Here is a 17,649-nt window from a genome sequence, read left to right as displayed (position 1 = left end):
TCTGTTCCGGAAGGAACAGCGTCATCTAAGAAAGAGCCGATGGATCATCGTGAAGAAGCATCAAGAAAAGCAACGTGTCCCCCTGTGAGACGAATGGTTCCTCTTCGTGAAGCACCAAGAAAGCCATCGAGGAGTGTCATCAAGTGAAACGTCCCCGTAGAAGAGGAGGCAAGAGCCAGGACGTTGCCGGGCGAACAAGTACAATCCAGTAGGATTGTGCTTTTTTTATGCAACGGTTTGTAAATCTAAATGCGACACTTCTTCCTAAAAGCCTCGTATGAAATTTTCCAACTGAGATATTTTCTTGGTCGATATTAGATGCAAGGCTAATTCTAGTTGTAGTTCTTCTTCTGTAAAGAGAGTGTTAGATCCGTCTTCTTAGGGGGAAATTCGCGTAAGAGACCATTGGCACTCTCGTTCGTTCCACGCTGCCAGAAAGCATATGGATCAGTAAAATAAACATCCATATCCACCTGTTCTTCAATAAATAACACGCAAATTCCTGAAAACGCCTAGGGGATACTTATTAACCATACTTAAAATAGCTGTTTTCATGGGGCTTTTTATTTTTAGGTGTCGTATATAATATTACATTTCGTCACGGGCAAAAAAGAAAAGGGTCAAGAAACGAGGCCACTGTACAAATCAACTTTTTCAGTATCTTTCATTATGACTAGCAATGGCTGCACTCGTTGCTCTCTTAAAATGAGAAGCACTCTCTTAATAAGCTTTTCAAAACAGATAACGGTTTCACTTATTACTTAAAATGGCATCAAAAAGTTAAAAACTAAGCTTTCTCAGTGCCTCCAAGGAACAGTGCTCTTCTGTGAGAAAGCCAGTGATCTATGGAACAATTAAGGAAAGAGTCATCAGTTTAGGATAGATAAAGTAACATTTACAAAATGCGTCGTAGTTATATCATATGAATTAGAATTTAACCCTATTAACGGTAAAAATGTACTATAATATAATAAACATCATTAAGACTAAACTAAATATGTGCATCATGAAATAGGCAAATAGCTAGGAGATCATAAAAAGTACGATAAGGATAACGAGAGCAACAAACAATAAAAATAAATGAAAGAAGTGTGATGTTAAGTGTTCAAAAAAATGGCAGCCGATGCATTAGGATTATCGGACATTGGAAAAGTAATCCACCCTAACGATTTTAATCAAACAGATGCTAATGATTTTATTCGAGAGGCTCATGGAGAAAAGATTTATTTTCTTATTAAAACGAAGGCAGATGAGTATTGTTTTACTAACTTAGCTTTAATCCATATTGACGGAGAAAATGCTGTTACTTCTAAACGAACAATGAGGAGATATCCATATTATAAATTTCCAATTGACAATGTTTCTTTAGAAACAGCAGGGAGAATTGACTTAGATGTTGAGATTATTTTCAACATCGGTGATGAAAAGGTTACAATTGCTATTGCCCGTAGAGAAGTGGAATACGCTAAACAAATATATAGAGCTTTACTGCATATTTCAGAAATAATCTATGATAACCAAGTCATTAAAGGTCTAGCTGAAAAAAGCTTAGAACATGCGTCTAGAGTGTTGCAGCATGTTCATTTAACTCAAAATGATTTATTATCTGAGTATAAGAAGGTCGATGAGTATACATTTGACCGATTAAGAGAATATGATCAAGCTTATCGAACGAAAGATTTTACTGACATTTTTGAACAATATATATACTTAAGGTAGTATATGATGATATTTATAAAACAGCAAAACGATTTTGCAATATATTCATATATTTCATGAATCCTTGATTATTAAATTATACGAAAAAAGCGATCGGTAGATTTAGAACAATCTCTGATCGCTTTTTTATCTTATGATTAAGTCAGCTCTTTATAAATAGAGGACTACTGAAAAAATTGATTTGTGCTTTTGCAGTACCCATCATAGTAATCGAATTGGCTCATTCTTAATATTAGCATTAAGCACGGTTAGCTATTATATTTAAACTATAATGGTAGTGTTGACCATTAATAGGTAATGACATAAGGAGGCTATAATGAATAAGACAGTAACTAAAAAAACAATACCTTTAACGAAGAAGCTAACTATCAATGAAGGGGCACATGTTTTATATGTCTATTATTCGGAAGAATTATACTTAGAAAATTTAGTGTCAGCAATAGTCGCGGCAAAATCAGTAAGTCAACATGTTATTATTATCGAAAAAGAAGAGATTTATCAAGCTGCCATTGAAAAAACCAAAGCAGAACTAGGTGTATCAAATGAAGATGAGCTTGATTTTGTTCACTTCATAAATAGCGTTGATTATTATCAAACATACAATGACTTTCATTTTGAGCGAGCGATTGCATATTTAACTCAACTATTTACCTCTTATGCTGAGAAAAATATTTCTGTAAGGGTATGGGGGAATGTCTTCTTAGAAAATTATTTAGATAATATGGATAAACTCCATACTTATGAGTGTCAATGTGATCAAGCAATTCGAAATTTTCAATTTTTAACCATTTGTTCTTATAATGCCAAAGTAATCCCTTCAGCGGTCCAACTTGAAATGATGAAAAGTCACCCTTACTTAATGACAGATACAGAATTAGTGATATCACCTTTGTATAAGGAGGGTGACGTATTGCCCTCATTAGCAAGTCAAAAGAAAATTGAATCAGAATTAGAGTTATATCGTCAAAAGCTTGATTTTATTCATGTGATTGCGCACGAAGTTCGAAATCCTCTAACTGTTATTAAATCGTTTGCAACGATTCTAAAGACAGAAGTAAACCAGGAAGATTCAAAAGTGAAACTAGAGTTAATTGAGGATTACGCGAAGGCGATCGACCATGAAATTAATCATATGATCCAAACAGAACAAATGTTAACGGTTGATTCTTTTTGGGAAGCGTCACAGCTTGAAATGTTACCAATCATAAATGAAGTTGTAGAGAGTATGAGTGTAAAGGCAAGGACGCAAAATATTAAGTTGGACACAAATATAAATCTTCCTCATACCGTTCAAGTCAGGGGAAATGCGATGGGGATGAGGCTCGTTATTTCAAATATATTAAGTAACGCGATTAAGTATAGCTATGAGGGGAGCAGCGTTACATTAACTAGTTTCGTACAAAATGAGTTCCTTTACATTCAAGTGATAGATCGGGGAGTTGGAATGAATGACGAGGAGCTAGACAAACTATTTAAGAAATATCAGAAAGTTAATCAAGATGTACCTGGACAAGGAGTCGGTTTGTTTATGGTATATAAGCTAGTGAATTATTTTAATGGAGAAATTCATGTTGAGAGTGAAGAAAGGAAAGGAACGAAGATGGAAGTATCCTTTCCGTTATCATACATGGATTAATTGTGCGTTATAATGCACAGTTGTAATAACTAGTTAGTTTGAATAACGTCTTGAAGAAAATGAGCAATGAGTAATGGGATTTTTTCTTGGGCAACGTGTAAGTAATGCAAAATAAAAGGAAGATCTTCTCCATCAAAGGTATGGAGTAATTCCCCCCACCATTCAGCTTCATAACGACAGATCATGCTTAAGTTGTACAATAATAAATAATGAATGGCTAATTCAGGTAGATAGCGATATCCATCACGTCGATACGATTTTAATAAATACAAATTTCTTTGACGATCATATAACCACGGTGCTGAATATTGCAAAGTCGGTTGTTTTTGCAATGTAAGGTGTAAATGATGACGTTGCTCGTTTATTTGATGGACTGATGAATATCCACTTGTCGGAAAGCTACTTAAATAACGCTCAAAACGTGAGACAGTCATATGATAAGAATCTAATAGCTCAGAAGGAAGTTGAATGCTATTAGCTGACTTCTGAGCCTTATAAGAGATTGGAGAACCATTCATTTGATAGAACAGTTCATGCATATCACCGAGCTGTTCAAAAAGAGTATTCATCTTAAATTTTTCAGATTCTAACTGTTTCACATGAAACATTTTGTCTAAAAAGTGAGAAAAAAGACCATGTTTTTGAATTTTGACTTCATCATTTAGAAAATGATAACTTGTCTTCTTTCTCTTTCTAGTTGTTACACCATGAGCTAATACTTGGCTATTCGCTGGATAAGTAGGATCTATTGTTAATACGCATGCCTTTAAAAGTTGAACTAATCCATAAAATAATAAAATAGGCTGTAATTCAGTTGGTGATAAAGAAGCTTGCTTCATGTAAAGCTGTCCGTGTTGTAAGTGATAAATAAAAGAGTATGCTGAATGATAGCTTTTTGTTTTAGGTTGAGTCAAATTTAATTTTTGATAAGAAGAGGTTAAATATCTTCTTGTATAAGGTGCTGAAAAGTAAGGGAGAAATAACTCAGTTGTATCCATACAAAAATAACTCCTTTTAAATAGTCAGTTTATTTAGAAAAATCTTATATTAATCACTTTCTTGACAGTAGTTTACCCACTTGATAAGCTACTAATAATATTTTTACGTTCATAAAAATGGATTTGGGGAGGATACATGAAGATGTGGGAAAATAAATTCGAAAAAGAAGGGCTAACCTTTGATGATGTATTGCTCGTTCCAGCTCGTTCTGAAATCTTGCCACGTGACGTCTCAGTGAAAACAAAGCTAAGTGATAATTTGGAGCTTAACATTCCACTTATTAGTGCTGGAATGGACACTGTTACAGAAGCAAAGATGGCGATTGCGATTGCTCGTGAAGGTGGACTAGGAATTATTCATAAGAATATGTCTATTGAAGCTCAAGCTGAAAACGTTGATCGAGTAAAGCGCTCAGAAAGTGGTGTCATTACGAATCCATTTTATTTAACTCGTGAGCATCAAGTATTTGATGCAGAGCATTTAATGGGGAAATATCGCATTTCTGGTGTGCCAATTGTTGATGAGCAGCAAAAGCTAGTTGGTATTTTAACGAATCGTGATTTACGCTTCATTGAAGATTATTCAATTGAAATTGATGAGGTCATGACGAAGGAAAACCTTGTAACTGCTCCTGTTGGTACGACATTAGACGAAGCAGAAAAGATTTTACAGAAATATAAAATTGAAAAGCTTCCTTTAGTAGATGATCAAGGAATACTAAAAGGTTTAATTACGATTAAAGATATTGAGAAGGTCATTGAATTCCCTAATTCAGCAAAAGACTCTCAAGGCCGTTTAATTGTTGGAGCGGCTATTGGGGTTTCGGCTGACGCTGATAAGCGAATTGAAGCGCTTGTTGAAGCTGGTGTAGATGTAATCGTGATCGATACGGCACATGGGCATTCTAAGGGAGTATTAGATAAAGTTCGAGAGGTACGAGCTAACTATCCCGATTTGACCATTATTGCAGGAAATGTTGCAACTGCAGAAGCAACTCGTGACTTAATAGAAGCTGGTGCAAGTGTTGTAAAAGTAGGAATTGGACCTGGATCAATCTGTACGACACGTATCGTTGCAGGTATTGGCGTACCTCAAATTACTGCTGTTTATGATTGTGCGACAGAAGCTAGGAAGCATGGAGTTCCAATTATAGCTGATGGGGGAATTAAGTATTCAGGAGATATTGTAAAAGCATTAGCAGCTGGTGGACATGCGGTTATGCTTGGAAGCTTACTTGCTGGTGTTTCTGAGAGCCCAGGTGAACGTGAAATTTATCAAGGTCGTCAATTTAAAGTGTATCGAGGAATGGGTTCATTAGGAGCGATGGAAAAAGGAAGTAAGGATCGTTATTTCCAAGAAAATGCGCAAAAGCTTGTTCCAGAAGGTATTGAAGGGCGTATCCCTTATAAAGGTCCATTAAATGATACGGTGCATCAGTTAATTGGTGGAGTTCGTGCAGGAATGGGATATTGTGGAACGGCAACGTTAGATGATCTGCGTGATAATGGTAAGTTTATCCGTATTACAGGTGCTGGTTTGCGCGAAAGTCACCCTCATGACGTTCAAATTACTAAAGAAGCGCCAAATTATTCATTATAATGTCATAGTATTTGGAAATAGATAGAGACTTCTCTATCTATTTTTTTGTAGTTGATTGTGTTAAAATAACCTCTATCGAAGTAGGTATGGAGGTGCTGGAGTGAACAAAGTAATGAAGAAGCCACTTATGTTAATGATAGTAGTGGCGGTGTTAATTAGTAGTTGGGTACAACCTAATCTAGCAGAAGCTTCTGTTGATTTAGATGCTGAAGCTGCAATATTAATTGATGCTAAGTCAGGTAAGGTTTTATACCAGAAGAAGATCGATAGTCTTCTTCCAATTGCGAGTATGACAAAAATGATGAGTCAATACTTAATCTTTGAAGCTGTAGAAAATGGTGAGATTAGTTGGGATGATGAGGTTCCAATTAGTGATTTCGTTAGGCAGTTATCTCTTAATAAAACGTTATCCAATGTTTCGTTAAGACAGGATTATTCATATACAGTAAGAGAATTATATGAATCAGTCACAATTTACTCAGCAAATGGATCAATGATTGCTTTAGCAGATTTAATTGCTGGATCTGAAACGGCTTTTGTACAAAGAATGAATGAAAAAGCAGAAGAGTTAGGATTTGAAGATTATGAATTTGTTAACTCTACTGGATTAAATAATAGCTCGATGAACGGAAATCATCCAGACGGGACGTCAGAAGATGCTGAAAATCTCTTGTCAGCAAGAGCAACAGCTAAGCTAGCTTACCATTTGATTAATGATTATCCAGAAATTCTTGAGACAGCACAAATCCCTGTCATGGAATTTGATGCAGGTCCAGGTGAAATAGAGGTTATGCATAATTGGAATTGGATGATTCCAGGTATACGAGAAGACTTTGATCAGTTTTCTTATGATGGTATCCAAGGTTTGAAAACAGGGTCGACAAGTACGGCTGGAGCTGCTTTTACAGGTGTAGCTGAGCGTGGAGACGTCCAACTAATTTCTGTTGTCATGAGAACGAGTGATCGAGAAGCACGCTTTACAGAAACTCGTAAATTGCTAGATTATGGCTTTAACCAATTCTCACAGGTTGAATTATTCCCAGAAGGTTATAAACCAGAGGGGGACGAGCTTGTTGAAGTAGTAAGTGGGAAAGAGAATGAAGTGTCTATTTCAAGTACGAGTTCTTTAACAGCTTTGATTCAAAGTGGTGCCGAAGAATTATATCGTGCAGAGCTTGTATTAGATGAAAGTCAACTGAATGAAAATGGAAAGTTAGAAGCGCCGATTGAAGCTGGACAACAGGTCGGAACGCTTGTATTAACCTACGATGGAGAAGGCGAAGATGAATATATTTACTCCAATGCTTCTGTGGAGGTTCCTGTTGTCACTGATCAAGCAGTCGAGAAGGCAGGTTGGTTTACAATGATGATGAGAGGAATTGGTGGCTTTTTCTCGGGAATATGGACAGGCGTTGCTGATACAGTAAGTGGCTGGTTCGGTTCATAACGAAAAGGTTATCGAGGTAACTGAAGAAGGATACAACACTTTTTCAGTATCTTTAATTTAATTAGCAATGGCTGCACTCATTGCTCGTTTGATACGAGAAGCCCACTCGTATCAGTCTTTTCAAAACAGGCAACGGTTTTGCACATTGCTTAAAGGACACCCAAAAAGTTAAAATTAAACTTTTTCAGTGCCCTTAGGCTCTCGCGTTTTTCTTAAAAAGCGAGAGAATTGCGAATTTTTGATGTATACTAATAAAAGATATGTCAATTTTACTAGAGAGACCGTAGAGGTATAGGAGGAATTCAAATGAGTCAAACGGGTACAGATAGAGTCAAACGTGGTATGGCTGAAATGCAAAAGGGCGGCGTTATTATGGACGTCATTAATGCGGAACAAGCAAAAATTGCAGAACAAGCAGGTGCTGTTGCTGTTATGGCATTAGAGCGTGTTCCAGCTGATATCCGTGCTGCTGGTGGTGTCGCACGTATGGCAGACCCGACAATTGTTGAAGAAGTATTAAATGCTGTTTCGATTCCAGTAATGGCCAAGGCACGTATTGGTCACATTGTTGAAGCTCGTGTTCTTGAAGCGATGGGCGTTGATTATATTGATGAAAGTGAAGTATTAACTCCTGCTGATGAAGAGTATCACTTGTATAAGCGCGATTTCACAGTTCCATTTGTTTGTGGTGCTCGTGATTTAGGTGAGGCATCTCGTCGTATTGAAGAAGGGGCATCTATGCTTCGTACGAAAGGTGAGCCAGGAACAGGAAATATTGTTGAAGCTGTTCGTCATATGCGAATGGTGCAGCAACAAATTCTAAAAGTGCAAAATATGTCAAGAGACGAGCTTATGACAGAAGCGAAAAACCTCGGTGCTTCTTATGAGTTATTATTGCAAATTAAAGAAACAGGTAAGCTTCCTGTCGTGAACTTCGCTGCTGGTGGTGTGGCGACTCCTGCAGATGCTGCGTTGATGATGCAGCTTGGTGCAGATGGTGTCTTTGTTGGATCTGGTATTTTTAAATCAGATAATCCGGAGAAATTTGCTCGTGCGATTGTAGAAGCAACAACACACTATGAAGACTATGCGTTAATTGCAAAGCTCTCAAAAGGGTTAGGTACGGCAATGAAAGGGATTGAGATTTCAACTCTAGAGCCATCAGATCGTATGCAAGAGCGCGGTTGGTAAGTAGAGAAAGGAATCGACCATGGTTAAAGTTGGCGTATTAGCATTACAAGGAGCTGTTAGGGAGCATGTTCAATGCTTACAAGCTCCAGATACTGAAGTAGTCGTAGTGAAGAAAGTGGAACAGCTTGCGGATTTAGATGGTATTGTCTTACCGGGTGGCGAAAGCACGACGATGAGACGATTAATTGATTTATATGGTTTCTTTGAACCGTTAAAGCAATTTGCCCAACAAGGGAAGCCGATGTTTGGAACTTGCGCAGGATTAATTTTAATGGCCAAAGAAATTGCTGGCTATGATCAAGGGCACTTAGCTGTCATTAATATGAAAGTAGAGCGTAATGCCTTTGGTCGTCAACGTGAAAGCTTTGAAACCGACTTACACGTTACAGGTGTCGGGGATGATGTGCGCGCTGTATTCATTCGTGCCCCATTAATCGTCGAAGTTGGCAATGAAGTTGAGGTATTATCTAAATATAAAGATGAAATCGTAGCTGCCAGGCAAGGACCATTTCTTGCTTGCTCCTTCCATCCGGAACTAACGGAAGACCACCGCATTCATCAATTTTTTGTCCAAATGGTTAAGGAATCGAAGTCAGTAGTGGAATAGAAAAAACGTAGAAAAAGGATTAGTATAGCTAGTTGCTTTGTTAAGAGAGCTGGTGGTAGGTGCGAACCAGTCAAACGCTAGTTAGAATCTCCCTTTGAGTGAAGAGTGAAAAGCTCTTACAGTTGCCGCTGTTATCGGCAAAAGTGGTATAGAATGATAGTGGTTCTATACAACAAGGGTGGCAACGCGGGAAACCGTCCCTTCTATTATGAATAGAAGGGACGGTTTTTTTGAAAGATAAGAAAAGATAAAATTCGAGGAAGAATTTTGAGAAGAACCGAAGAAGCAAGTGGGATTATTCAAAGACGCTATCGCGTTTGAATGGATAAAAGTCTTAGAAGAATTAATCAAGGAGGGTGTAAAATGTTAGACATTAAACGTTTACGAAAAGATTTAGAAGGCATAACAGAGAAGTTAAAAACACGTGGTGAAGACATATCTGGATTAGATCGCTTTCAGAAATTAGATGAGAAAAGGCGAGCGGTTATCGTTGAAGTTGAAGAGCTTAAAAGTCGACGCAATCAAGTTTCACAAGAAGTAGCACAATTAAAGCGTGAGAAAAAGGACGCTGACCATTTAATAGCTGAAACAAAAGAAGTTTCTAGTAAGATTAAAGCACTTGATGAAGAATTGAAAAGTCTTGACCAAGAGCTCGAACATATTTTGCTGACAATCCCGAATGTTCCTCATGATAGTACGCCAGTCGGCGATACGGAGGATGATAATGTTGAGGTTCGTAAGTGGGGAGAGCTGCCAACGCTTGATTTTGACGTGAAGCCACACTGGGATGCGGCGACGGAATTAAATATCCTCGATTTTGAACGTGCTTCAAAGGTCACTGGTAGTCGTTTTGTCTTTTATAAAGGTTTAGGGGCTCGCTTAGAGCGTGCGCTTATTAACTTCATGATGGATTTACACCAAGATGAACATGGCTATGAGGAAGTTATTCCACCGTTTATCGTCAATCGTCAAAGTATGACTGGAACAGGGCAGCTACCGAAGTTTGAAGAGGATGCATTCCAAATTAAAGAAGAGGATTATTTTCTCATTCCAACAGCGGAAGTTCCTGTCACCAATTTACATCGGGATGAAATTCTTTCTGCTGAGCAATTGCCCATTGCTTATACTGCCTATAGCGCTAATTTCCGCTCTGAAGCAGGTTCTGCTGGTCGAGATACACGTGGGTTAATACGTCAGCATCAATTTAACAAAGTTGAGCTCGTTCGCTTTGTAGCTCCAGAGGATTCATATGAGGCATTAGAGCAGTTAACGTCTCATGCTGAGAAAGTATTACAATTGTTAAAGCTTCCATATCGTGTCATGAGTATGTGTACAGCAGACTTAGGTTTTACGGCGGCAAAGAAGTATGATATTGAAGTGTGGATTCCAAGTTATAATACGTATCGTGAAATTTCTTCTTGTAGTAATTTTGAAGATTTCCAAGCGAGGCGTGCTAATATTAAATTCCGTCGTGAACCGAAAGCAAAGCCAGAGTTTGTTCATACTTTAAATGGCTCTGGTCTAGCGATAGGTAGAACGGTGGCGGCGATATTAGAAAATTATCAACAGGCAGATGGATCGATTGTTGTTCCAGAAGTACTACGGCCATATATGCGTGTTGATGTGATTCAAGCTAAGTAATCATCTTAAGAAAAACCGGGTAGTTGTAAAGGGAACTGAAAAAGTGCGATTTTCACTTTTTTCAGTGGCCTTTAAGTAATGTGAGTAGCCGTTGCCCGATTTTGAAAGCCTTGCTATGAGTGGATTTCTCATAGCAAGGCGCGCAACGAGCGGAGCCATTACTCTTCTTTTGAGTTACTAGAAAGGACTTTTTCAGTGCTCTCCGCTACCGCGGTTTTTCTTATAAAATGAAGGAAAAAGGACTTGCTTCTTGTTATAAGGTTTGTTATTATATTTCTTGTCAGTACGAAACGCGGAGGAATACCCAAGTCCGGCTGAAGGGATCGGTCTTGAAAACCGACAGGCGGGTTAAACCGCGCGGGGGTTCGAATCCCTCTTCCTCCGCCATACATAATAAATAAACACTGCCTTGATGGTAGTGTTTTTCTTCTTTAAGAGGTAAGTGGGTTTATTGGAGAATAGGTTGAGAAGATACGAGGAGGACTCGTTATGCAAAACCATGAAAAGTGGATGAGGCTTGCTTTGCAAGAAGCACAAAAGGCTGAGATGATAGGTGAAGTTCCAATTGGGGCTGTTCTCGTTCATCAGGATGAGGTCATTGCTTCTGCTCATAATCGTCGAGAAAGTGATCAGCAAGCATTAGCTCATGCCGAATTAGCGGTAATTGAAGAGGCGTGTAAGAAACTAGGGAGCTGGCGTTTGTTAGATTGTACGCTGTATGTGACGTTAGAGCCTTGTCCAATGTGTGCAGGAGCTATTTTACAATCTCGTGTCCCGACCGTTGTCTATGGGGCAAGAGATCCCAAAGCTGGCTGTGTTGGATCATTAATGAATTTGCTTGATGATTCACGTTTTAATCATCAGACGAAGGTGATTGAAGGCTGCTTAGCAGAAGAGTGTGGGACGATCTTAACAGCCTTTTTCCGCCGTTTGCGAGCAAAAAAGAAAAACTAGAGATTTTTACAAATTCTACCGCTTGCATTTGTAAGCAAAACACCCTATACTAAATATTACGTCGACGAGACGTATAACAACATTATGACGATTTACCGTGCTAGGTGGGGAGGTAGCGGTGCCTTGTAACTCGCAATCCGCTATAGCGGGGCTGAATCCCTTCTAGAGGTTTTGGTGCTGCGAGGTCTGCCCTAAGTAAGTGGTGTTGACGCTTGGGTTCCACGCAACGGAAACCCATGAACCCTGTCAGGTCCGGAAGGAAGCAGCAGTAAGTGGATCCTTCCGTGTGCCGTGGAGTCGCCTGGGCCGAGCTAACTGCTTAGGTAACGCTCGTGGTACCTTAATCGAAGGAAGGTGCGCGGTATCCTTTTTATAAAAAAGAGCAATTACGTTTAAGGACGTAGTTGCTCTTTTTGAATAGAAAACATAAAAAAGCAGAAATAGGTGCTGTGCAATCAAGAATGACCATGAACAAATTTTACCACTTACGGATAGACATAAAGAAAGGACAAGTGTGCCGCCTTGTCCTTTCTAGTATGAGGTTAAACGTAAACGCATGATGAACTTATGGTTCGATCAAAAGTTATAAATCGACTCTTAAGTTGCCCAGCATCTTGGCGAATTCAGGATCGTGGTACGATAAGAAAAGGCTTTCTCGTGTATCGAGGGCGGAAATTTGTTTGATATCTTCCGTACTCAACTCAAAATCGAAAATGTCGAAGTTTTCGACGATCCGCTCTTTGTGTACCGATTTAGGTATAGCAACGACTTCACGTTGAACAAGCCAGCGCAATATGACTTGGGCGACGGACTTGCTGTGTTTTACCGCGATCGAGGTCAGTACGTCGTTGTCGAACATGTTGTTGCGTCCTTCCGCGAACGGCGCCCACGATTGGTGCTGCACTCCTTGTTCTTTCATAAAAGCGGAGTTCTCGACCTGCTGGTAGAACGGGTGCGTTTCGACTTGGTTGACGGCGGGCACGATTTCGTTATGCACGATGAGATCCATTAGACGGTCGGGCAGGAAGTTACTAACACCGATCGCCTTGATCTTACCTTCGCGGTACAGGTATTCCATTGCACGCCAAGCGCCGTAGTAATCGCCGAATGGCTGGTGAATAAGATATAGGTCGAGATAGTCGAGCTGTAGCTTATTCAAGGATTTGGTAAATGCAAGCTTGGCACTTTCATAGCCGGCATCCTGAATCCAGAGCTTGGTCGTGATGAACAATTCCTCACGCGGTACGCCACTGCGCTTGATCGCGCGTCCGATCGCTTTCTCGTTCAAGTAACCGGCGGCGGTGTCGATCAGGCGGTAACCGGTCATCAGTGCTTCATATACGGCATTCTCACATTCTTCAGCATCGGGAATTTGGTAGACACCAAAGCCGATGATCGGCATTTTTACACCGTTGTTCAATGTTACAGTTTGCATTGTAATTCCTCCCATTGTTCAAATGTAAGCAGCAAATGGCCGTGAATCCCGGGAATCGGGCACTGGAGCGGGGGTTCCGCTTACGACCGATTTGCGTTACAATAAGTTTACCGCCTTCGTGTAACACGAAGGCAAGCGGTTTTTATAATTTTTTTTCAAGGAGGATTATACATGCATACGGTTAAAGAAGCCGCCCTGATAACGGGACTTACCGAGCACGCTGTACGCTTTTACACCGATAAAGGGTTGGTGCCAAGCATACAGCGTAATGAGAATAACATCCGGCTGTTCGATGCAGAATCGATCAATTGGCTGTACGGCGTCAAATGCCTCAAACAGTCCGGAATGCCGATTGAAGTCATCAAAAAGTACGTAGATCTTTGTCTCGAAGGGGATTCGACTATACCGCAACGCTGCGAAATCATGATGGAGCATAGAGACTCGGCGCTCGTTCAGCTTGAAGAAGCCAAACAACGCGTCGCCCATCTGGAAGAAAAAACTGCCCTATATCAAGCCATTCTGGAGCATCGTATTCCAGACACGACCAATCCTAGCAATTGGGAAGAAATCCGGCATAATCATTGTGATGTATTTTATTCGCCATCTGGTTCATCAGAAAACGTAAATTCATAACTTACTTATTATTAGTTTTTCCGGGAGATCTCCTAGCTGGTCAATGTTCGAAGTGAAACAATCTTAATTTTTCGTGCTTTATAGCTCTAATCATTTGAGAGTATGAACACGGTTTTCTCATTAAGGTGGAGATGAACTCTTCACCTTCTCCTCAATGGTACGTAGCGAACCTTTACAAGCATGGAACCCTTTTGTAACGACTACAAGACGACGTCATTAGGAGAAATTGTGTAGCAGTTTTTCCAAAACATTAGAATAGATGATTGTTCTTGACTAAGTGAAAAGCTATAATAAATACAGTAGGTGAAGGGGGAAGTGTGATGAGTTATCAAGCTTTATATCGTGTATGGCGACCGCAGTTACTGCAAGATGTTGTCGGTCAAGAGCATATTACGAAAACGTTACAAAATGCTTTATTACAAGAAAAGCTTTCTCACGCCTATCTTTTCACGGGTCCACGTGGTACAGGGAAGACGAGTGCCGCGAAAATTATTGCAAAGGCAATCAATTGTGAACAAGCACCTGTTGCTGAACCTTGTAATGAGTGTGCTGCTTGTAAAGGAATTACATCAGGTGCAATAGTTGATGTGATGGAAATTGATGCGGCTTCTAATAATGGAGTCGATGAAATTCGTGATATACGTGATAAGGTTAAGTTTGCACCGAATGAAGTTCGTTATAAGGTGTATATTATAGATGAAGTACATATGCTATCCACTGGAGCGTTTAATGCATTGTTAAAAACATTAGAAGAGCCTCCGAGTCATGTATTGTTTATCCTTGCTACAACAGAGCCTCATAAAATTCCGTTAACGATTATCTCTCGTTGTCAACGATTTGACTTCAAACGAATTTCAAGCCATTCGATTGTCGCGCGAATTGAACATATTTTATCGGCTGATGGGATTGAGGCTGAGCCTGAAGCGTTATTACATATTGCAAGAGCAGCTGAAGGTGGGATGAGAGATGCATTGAGTCTTCTTGACCAAGCGATTTCATTCGCTGAAGAAAAAGTTGTGCTAGAAGATGTTCTAGCTATTACTGGGGCGATTTCACAACAAGCATTAATAACGATTGTTGAATGTTTAATCGAACAAAATACGATTGAAGCGTTACAAGAAGTCGATCGTATGGTTTCAGAGGGTAAGGATCCGATGCGTTTAATAGAGGATTTAATTTATTTCCATCGTGACTTATTGCTCTACAAGCATGCTCCAGATGCAGAGGACTTACTGGAACGGGCTAAGCCTGATGAGTCGTTTCAAGCATTAGCTAAACAACTATCGCCTCAATGGTTACATCAGACAATTGAATCGTTGACAGGTAGCCAACAAGAAATGAAACTATCTGCTCACCCGAAAATTTTTTTAGAGTTAGCATTAATGAAGCTCTTCCCATACGAGCCTTCCAATCATGCTGGTGGTTTGGAGTCAACGAAGGAAATCCAACAGTTAAAAGAGCAGCTTAATCTTCTGCAGCAGCAGGTTCATGACATGAAAAAGCAACCTGTTCAAGTTCAAGTGAATGAGCAGCAATCCCCTTCACAGCAAAGAAAGGTTAAGCGTCCGCAAGCAGTGAAATCGAAAGCATCGACTGCAAAGGTGATGGAGCTATTAAAAGCAGCGGATAAGCAGAGTTTACAGCTTGTTATGTCACGTTGGGGTGATGTGATGGAGAAGATGAAAACAACGAATGTACCAGGTCATGCATGGTTGAGTGACTGTAAACCAGTTGCCGCTTCTTCTTCTACAGTTGTTTTAGCGTTTCAAAATGAGATGCACCGTGATATGATGGATACAAAGTTTCGAGAAATTCTTGAACCAATCTTACAAGCCATTTTCCAAACTCAACAGACGTTTGTGACATTGTTGAGTGAACAATGGGAACAGGTCAAGGCTGAGTTTGTAAGTGATAAAGGAAAGCCGGATGATGAAGCTGATCATGATGAGTTAGTTGAGGAAGCAGTTAAGCTTGTAGGTGAAGAATTAATTGAAATGGTAGATCGTGATTCATAAAAGGAGGAAATTATAATGAAAAACATGGGTAATATGATGAAGCAAATGCAAAAAATGCAGAAGCAAATGGCAAAGGCTCAAGAAGAGCTAAAAGAAAAAACGATTGAAGCGACAGCTGGTGGTGGAATGGTAACAGTTGTAGCAAGTGGTGACAAGCGTATATTAGATGTGAAAATTTCTGAAGATGTCATTGATCCAGACGATCCAGAAATGCTACAAGATTTAGTGTTAGCTGCAACGAATGAAGCTTTAAAGCAAGTTGATGAGCTTGTGGAACAAGATCTTGGTAAATTTACAAAAGGGATGAACGTGCCTGGCTTGTTTTAACTAGCAAATCTTTAGTATATAGTGTGCACCATTTTGTTATAAATCCACCTACCCTCTTTATAGTGTAGGTGGATTTTATCGAAAAGATATGTCTGGATGTAAATGATTGTGAAGGGAAGGGAGGGTTGTTATTTGCAGTATCCTGAACCGATAGCGAAATTAATAGAGGGTTTTATGAAGCTTCCGGGTATTGGACCTAAGACGGCTAGTCGTCTGGCTTTTTTTGTGTTAGATATGAAAGAGGATGATGTGCTTGATTTTGCGAAGGCGTTGGTGAATGCTAAACGAAATTTAACGTATTGCTCCAATTGTCATCATATTACAGATATTGATCCATGTAGAATTTGTGAGGATCAAAGTCGTGATAAATCGGTTGTTTGTGTCGTACAAGATGCTAAAGATGTTATTGCTATGGAGAAAATGAAGGAATACCGTGGCTTATATCATGTCTTACATGGAGCGATATCACCGATGGATGGGATTGGACCAGAAGATATTAAAATACCTGAGCTTTTAAAACGACTTCAAGACGATACGATTCAAGAGGTGATCATTGCTACGAATCCAACGATCGAGGGAGAAGCGACGGCTATGTACATGTCTAGACTGATTAAGCCTACTGGGATTAAGGTGACTCGTATTGCTCATGGGCTTCCTGTAGGTGGAGATTTGGAATATGCGGACGAAGTCACTTTGTCTAGGGCGATTGAAGGCCGGAGAGAATTGTAGGAGGCGACGAGATGTTTTTTAAGAGAAAAGGAAAGGTTCGTGAACAACAGAATCGTCTTTTGCTGAGCCAATTAGAAATGCTAAAAGGAAAGCTAGATGAACAAAAGCAACTGATTAATCGAAGCATTGATCCTTCTGAGGAAGTTTTAAATCGAGCGAAAATAACAGAAGGCTTATATTCGCTTCTATTACGAGAAGCTAGAGCTAGTCATGCAAGCAAGAACAAACAGTAAATGGTTTGTTCTTTTTTTGTGTTTGAAGCATATACATGTTCAGTGTAGACAAGCTTAATGGAAGGAGATGGTTAAATGGAGCCTATATTAGTCATTTTGTTATTAGTCGGCTTGGTTTTTATTTTATTATTAGTAGGAGCGCCTGTTAAACCTTTGCGTTTTGCGGGTGGTTTTATTGTAAAATGTTTAATAGGAGTTTTAATGCTTTTCTTTGTAAATGTGCTAGGAGCTACTATCGGCCTTTATGTGCCGATTAATGGGGTGACGACGATTGTATCTGGTTTATTGGGAGTACCAGGAATAGCGTTGCTAATAGGAATTGCTGTTTTTTTTATTTAAATGTAAAAAAAGCATTGCTTTATAAATGCTAGATATGTTATATTATTTCTTGTCGCATTAATAGAAGTTAACAATGAATAAAAAAGTGTTGACTTGTGTTGAGTGACATGGTATATTAGAAAAGTCGCAATAAACGACGAAAGCT

16 protein-coding genes, 1 tRNA gene, 1 other RNA gene, 1 pseudogene and 1 other annotated feature are annotated in these 17,649 nt (G+C 39.4%); of the genes and pseudogenes, 16 read left to right on the top strand and 3 right to left on the bottom strand.

Features of this window, described 5'->3' with window-relative positions:
• Positions 1 to 362: 362 nt before the first annotated feature.
• A pseudogene (locus tag JCM9152_RS23545) lies at positions 363 to 470 on the bottom strand (IS30 family transposase); the annotation flags it as partial.
• Between the two features lie 631 nt (positions 471 to 1,101).
• On the opposite strand from JCM9152_RS23545, the gene JCM9152_RS19710 reads away from it, so the two are divergent.
• Complete coding sequence (locus JCM9152_RS19710) at positions 1,102 to 1,719, top strand: PH domain-containing protein (RefSeq protein WP_035347265.1); 618 nt, start codon at positions 1,102 to 1,104, stop codon at positions 1,717 to 1,719.
• Positions 1,720 to 2,035: 316 nt separating this feature from the next.
• Positions 2,036 to 3,355 carry an ATP-binding protein gene (locus JCM9152_RS19705; RefSeq protein WP_035347263.1) on the top strand — a complete coding sequence of 440 codons (1,320 nt, stop codon included), beginning with the start codon at positions 2,036 to 2,038 and terminating at the stop codon, positions 3,353 to 3,355.
• Positions 3,356 to 3,384: 29 nt separating this feature from the next.
• Here the strand turns inward: JCM9152_RS19705 and JCM9152_RS19700 are convergent, their stop codons facing one another.
• Positions 3,385 to 4,353 (bottom strand): YaaC family protein, encoded by a 969-nt coding sequence (locus JCM9152_RS19700; protein WP_035347261.1) that lies wholly within the window; start codon positions 4,351 to 4,353, stop codon positions 3,385 to 3,387.
• A gap of 142 nt (positions 4,354 to 4,495) precedes the next feature.
• Between JCM9152_RS19700 and guaB the strand changes: the two genes are divergently transcribed.
• The 8 genes from guaB (at position 4,496) to ffs (ending at position 12,155) form a co-directional block, all read left to right on the top strand.
• Positions 4,496 to 5,953 (top strand): IMP dehydrogenase, encoded by a 1,458-nt coding sequence (guaB, locus tag JCM9152_RS19695; protein ID WP_035347259.1) that lies wholly within the window; start codon positions 4,496 to 4,498, stop codon positions 5,951 to 5,953.
• A 100-nt stretch (positions 5,954 to 6,053) separates the two neighbouring features.
• The gene (locus JCM9152_RS19690) at positions 6,054 to 7,400 is read left to right on the top strand and encodes a D-alanyl-D-alanine carboxypeptidase family protein (protein ID WP_235715779.1); all 1,347 of its coding nucleotides are present in this window, start codon (positions 6,054 to 6,056) and stop codon (positions 7,398 to 7,400) included.
• Positions 7,401 to 7,706: 306 nt separating this feature from the next.
• Complete coding sequence (pdxS, locus tag JCM9152_RS19685) at positions 7,707 to 8,591, top strand: pyridoxal 5'-phosphate synthase lyase subunit PdxS (protein ID WP_035347257.1); 885 nt, start codon at positions 7,707 to 7,709, stop codon at positions 8,589 to 8,591.
• Positions 8,592 to 8,610: 19 nt separating this feature from the next.
• Positions 8,611 to 9,198 carry a pyridoxal 5'-phosphate synthase glutaminase subunit PdxT gene (gene pdxT / locus JCM9152_RS19680; protein WP_035347255.1) on the top strand — a complete coding sequence of 196 codons (588 nt, stop codon included), beginning with the start codon at positions 8,611 to 8,613 and terminating at the stop codon, positions 9,196 to 9,198.
• Positions 9,198 to 9,403 (top strand) — a binding site (T-box leader). Its footprint overlaps the gene before it by 1 nt.
• Before the next feature lie 158 nt (positions 9,404 to 9,561).
• On the top strand, positions 9,562 to 10,839 hold the full coding sequence (gene serS / locus JCM9152_RS19675; protein ID WP_035347252.1) for a serine--tRNA ligase: 1,278 nt from the start codon (positions 9,562 to 9,564) through the stop codon (positions 10,837 to 10,839).
• 294 nt (positions 10,840 to 11,133) lie between these two features.
• Positions 11,134 to 11,226, top strand: a tRNA-Ser gene (locus JCM9152_RS19670).
• A 102-nt stretch (positions 11,227 to 11,328) separates the two neighbouring features.
• Positions 11,329 to 11,793, top strand: coding sequence for a tRNA adenosine(34) deaminase TadA (tadA, locus tag JCM9152_RS19665; protein ID WP_035347250.1), 465 nt, complete (start codon positions 11,329 to 11,331; stop codon positions 11,791 to 11,793).
• 95 nt (positions 11,794 to 11,888) lie between these two features.
• Positions 11,889 to 12,155: signal recognition particle sRNA large type (gene ffs / locus JCM9152_RS22170), an RNA gene on the top strand.
• Positions 12,156 to 12,376: 221 nt separating this feature from the next.
• Here ffs and JCM9152_RS19660 read toward each other — a convergent pair.
• Entirely contained in the window at positions 12,377 to 13,228 is an 852-nt protein-coding gene (locus tag JCM9152_RS19660; RefSeq protein ID WP_035347248.1) for an aldo/keto reductase, read from the bottom strand.
• A gap of 171 nt (positions 13,229 to 13,399) precedes the next feature.
• Here JCM9152_RS19660 and JCM9152_RS19655 point away from each other — a divergent pair, with 171 nt between their 5' ends.
• The 6 genes from JCM9152_RS19655 (at position 13,400) to JCM9152_RS19630 (ending at position 17,504) form a co-directional block, all read left to right on the top strand.
• Entirely contained in the window at positions 13,400 to 13,861 is a 462-nt protein-coding gene (locus JCM9152_RS19655; RefSeq protein ID WP_035347246.1) for a MerR family transcriptional regulator, read from the top strand.
• A gap of 320 nt (positions 13,862 to 14,181) precedes the next feature.
• Positions 14,182 to 15,876 carry a DNA polymerase III subunit gamma/tau gene (gene dnaX, locus JCM9152_RS19650; RefSeq protein ID WP_035347243.1) on the top strand — a complete coding sequence of 565 codons (1,695 nt, stop codon included), beginning with the start codon at positions 14,182 to 14,184 and terminating at the stop codon, positions 15,874 to 15,876.
• A gap of 15 nt (positions 15,877 to 15,891) precedes the next feature.
• Positions 15,892 to 16,203, top strand: coding sequence for a YbaB/EbfC family nucleoid-associated protein (locus tag JCM9152_RS19645; protein ID WP_035347241.1), 312 nt, complete (start codon positions 15,892 to 15,894; stop codon positions 16,201 to 16,203).
• Positions 16,204 to 16,335: 132 nt separating this feature from the next.
• Positions 16,336 to 16,932 carry a recombination mediator RecR gene (gene recR, locus JCM9152_RS19640; RefSeq protein ID WP_035347239.1) on the top strand — a complete coding sequence of 199 codons (597 nt, stop codon included), beginning with the start codon at positions 16,336 to 16,338 and terminating at the stop codon, positions 16,930 to 16,932.
• 11 nt (positions 16,933 to 16,943) lie between these two features.
• Positions 16,944 to 17,165, top strand: coding sequence for a YaaL family protein (locus JCM9152_RS19635; RefSeq protein ID WP_035347237.1), 222 nt, complete (start codon positions 16,944 to 16,946; stop codon positions 17,163 to 17,165).
• A gap of 75 nt (positions 17,166 to 17,240) precedes the next feature.
• Positions 17,241 to 17,504 (top strand): pro-sigmaK processing inhibitor BofA family protein, encoded by a 264-nt coding sequence (locus tag JCM9152_RS19630; protein ID WP_035347235.1) that lies wholly within the window; start codon positions 17,241 to 17,243, stop codon positions 17,502 to 17,504.
• The last annotated feature ends 145 nt before the right edge of the window (positions 17,505 to 17,649 follow it).

Source organism: Halalkalibacter hemicellulosilyticusJCM 9152 (assembly GCF_000513115.1).
Taxonomy (GTDB): Bacteria; Bacillota; Bacilli; order Bacillales; family Bacillaceae_D; genus Halalkalibacter; species Halalkalibacter hemicellulosilyticus.
This window is presented reverse-complemented; position numbering and strand designations above follow the sequence as displayed.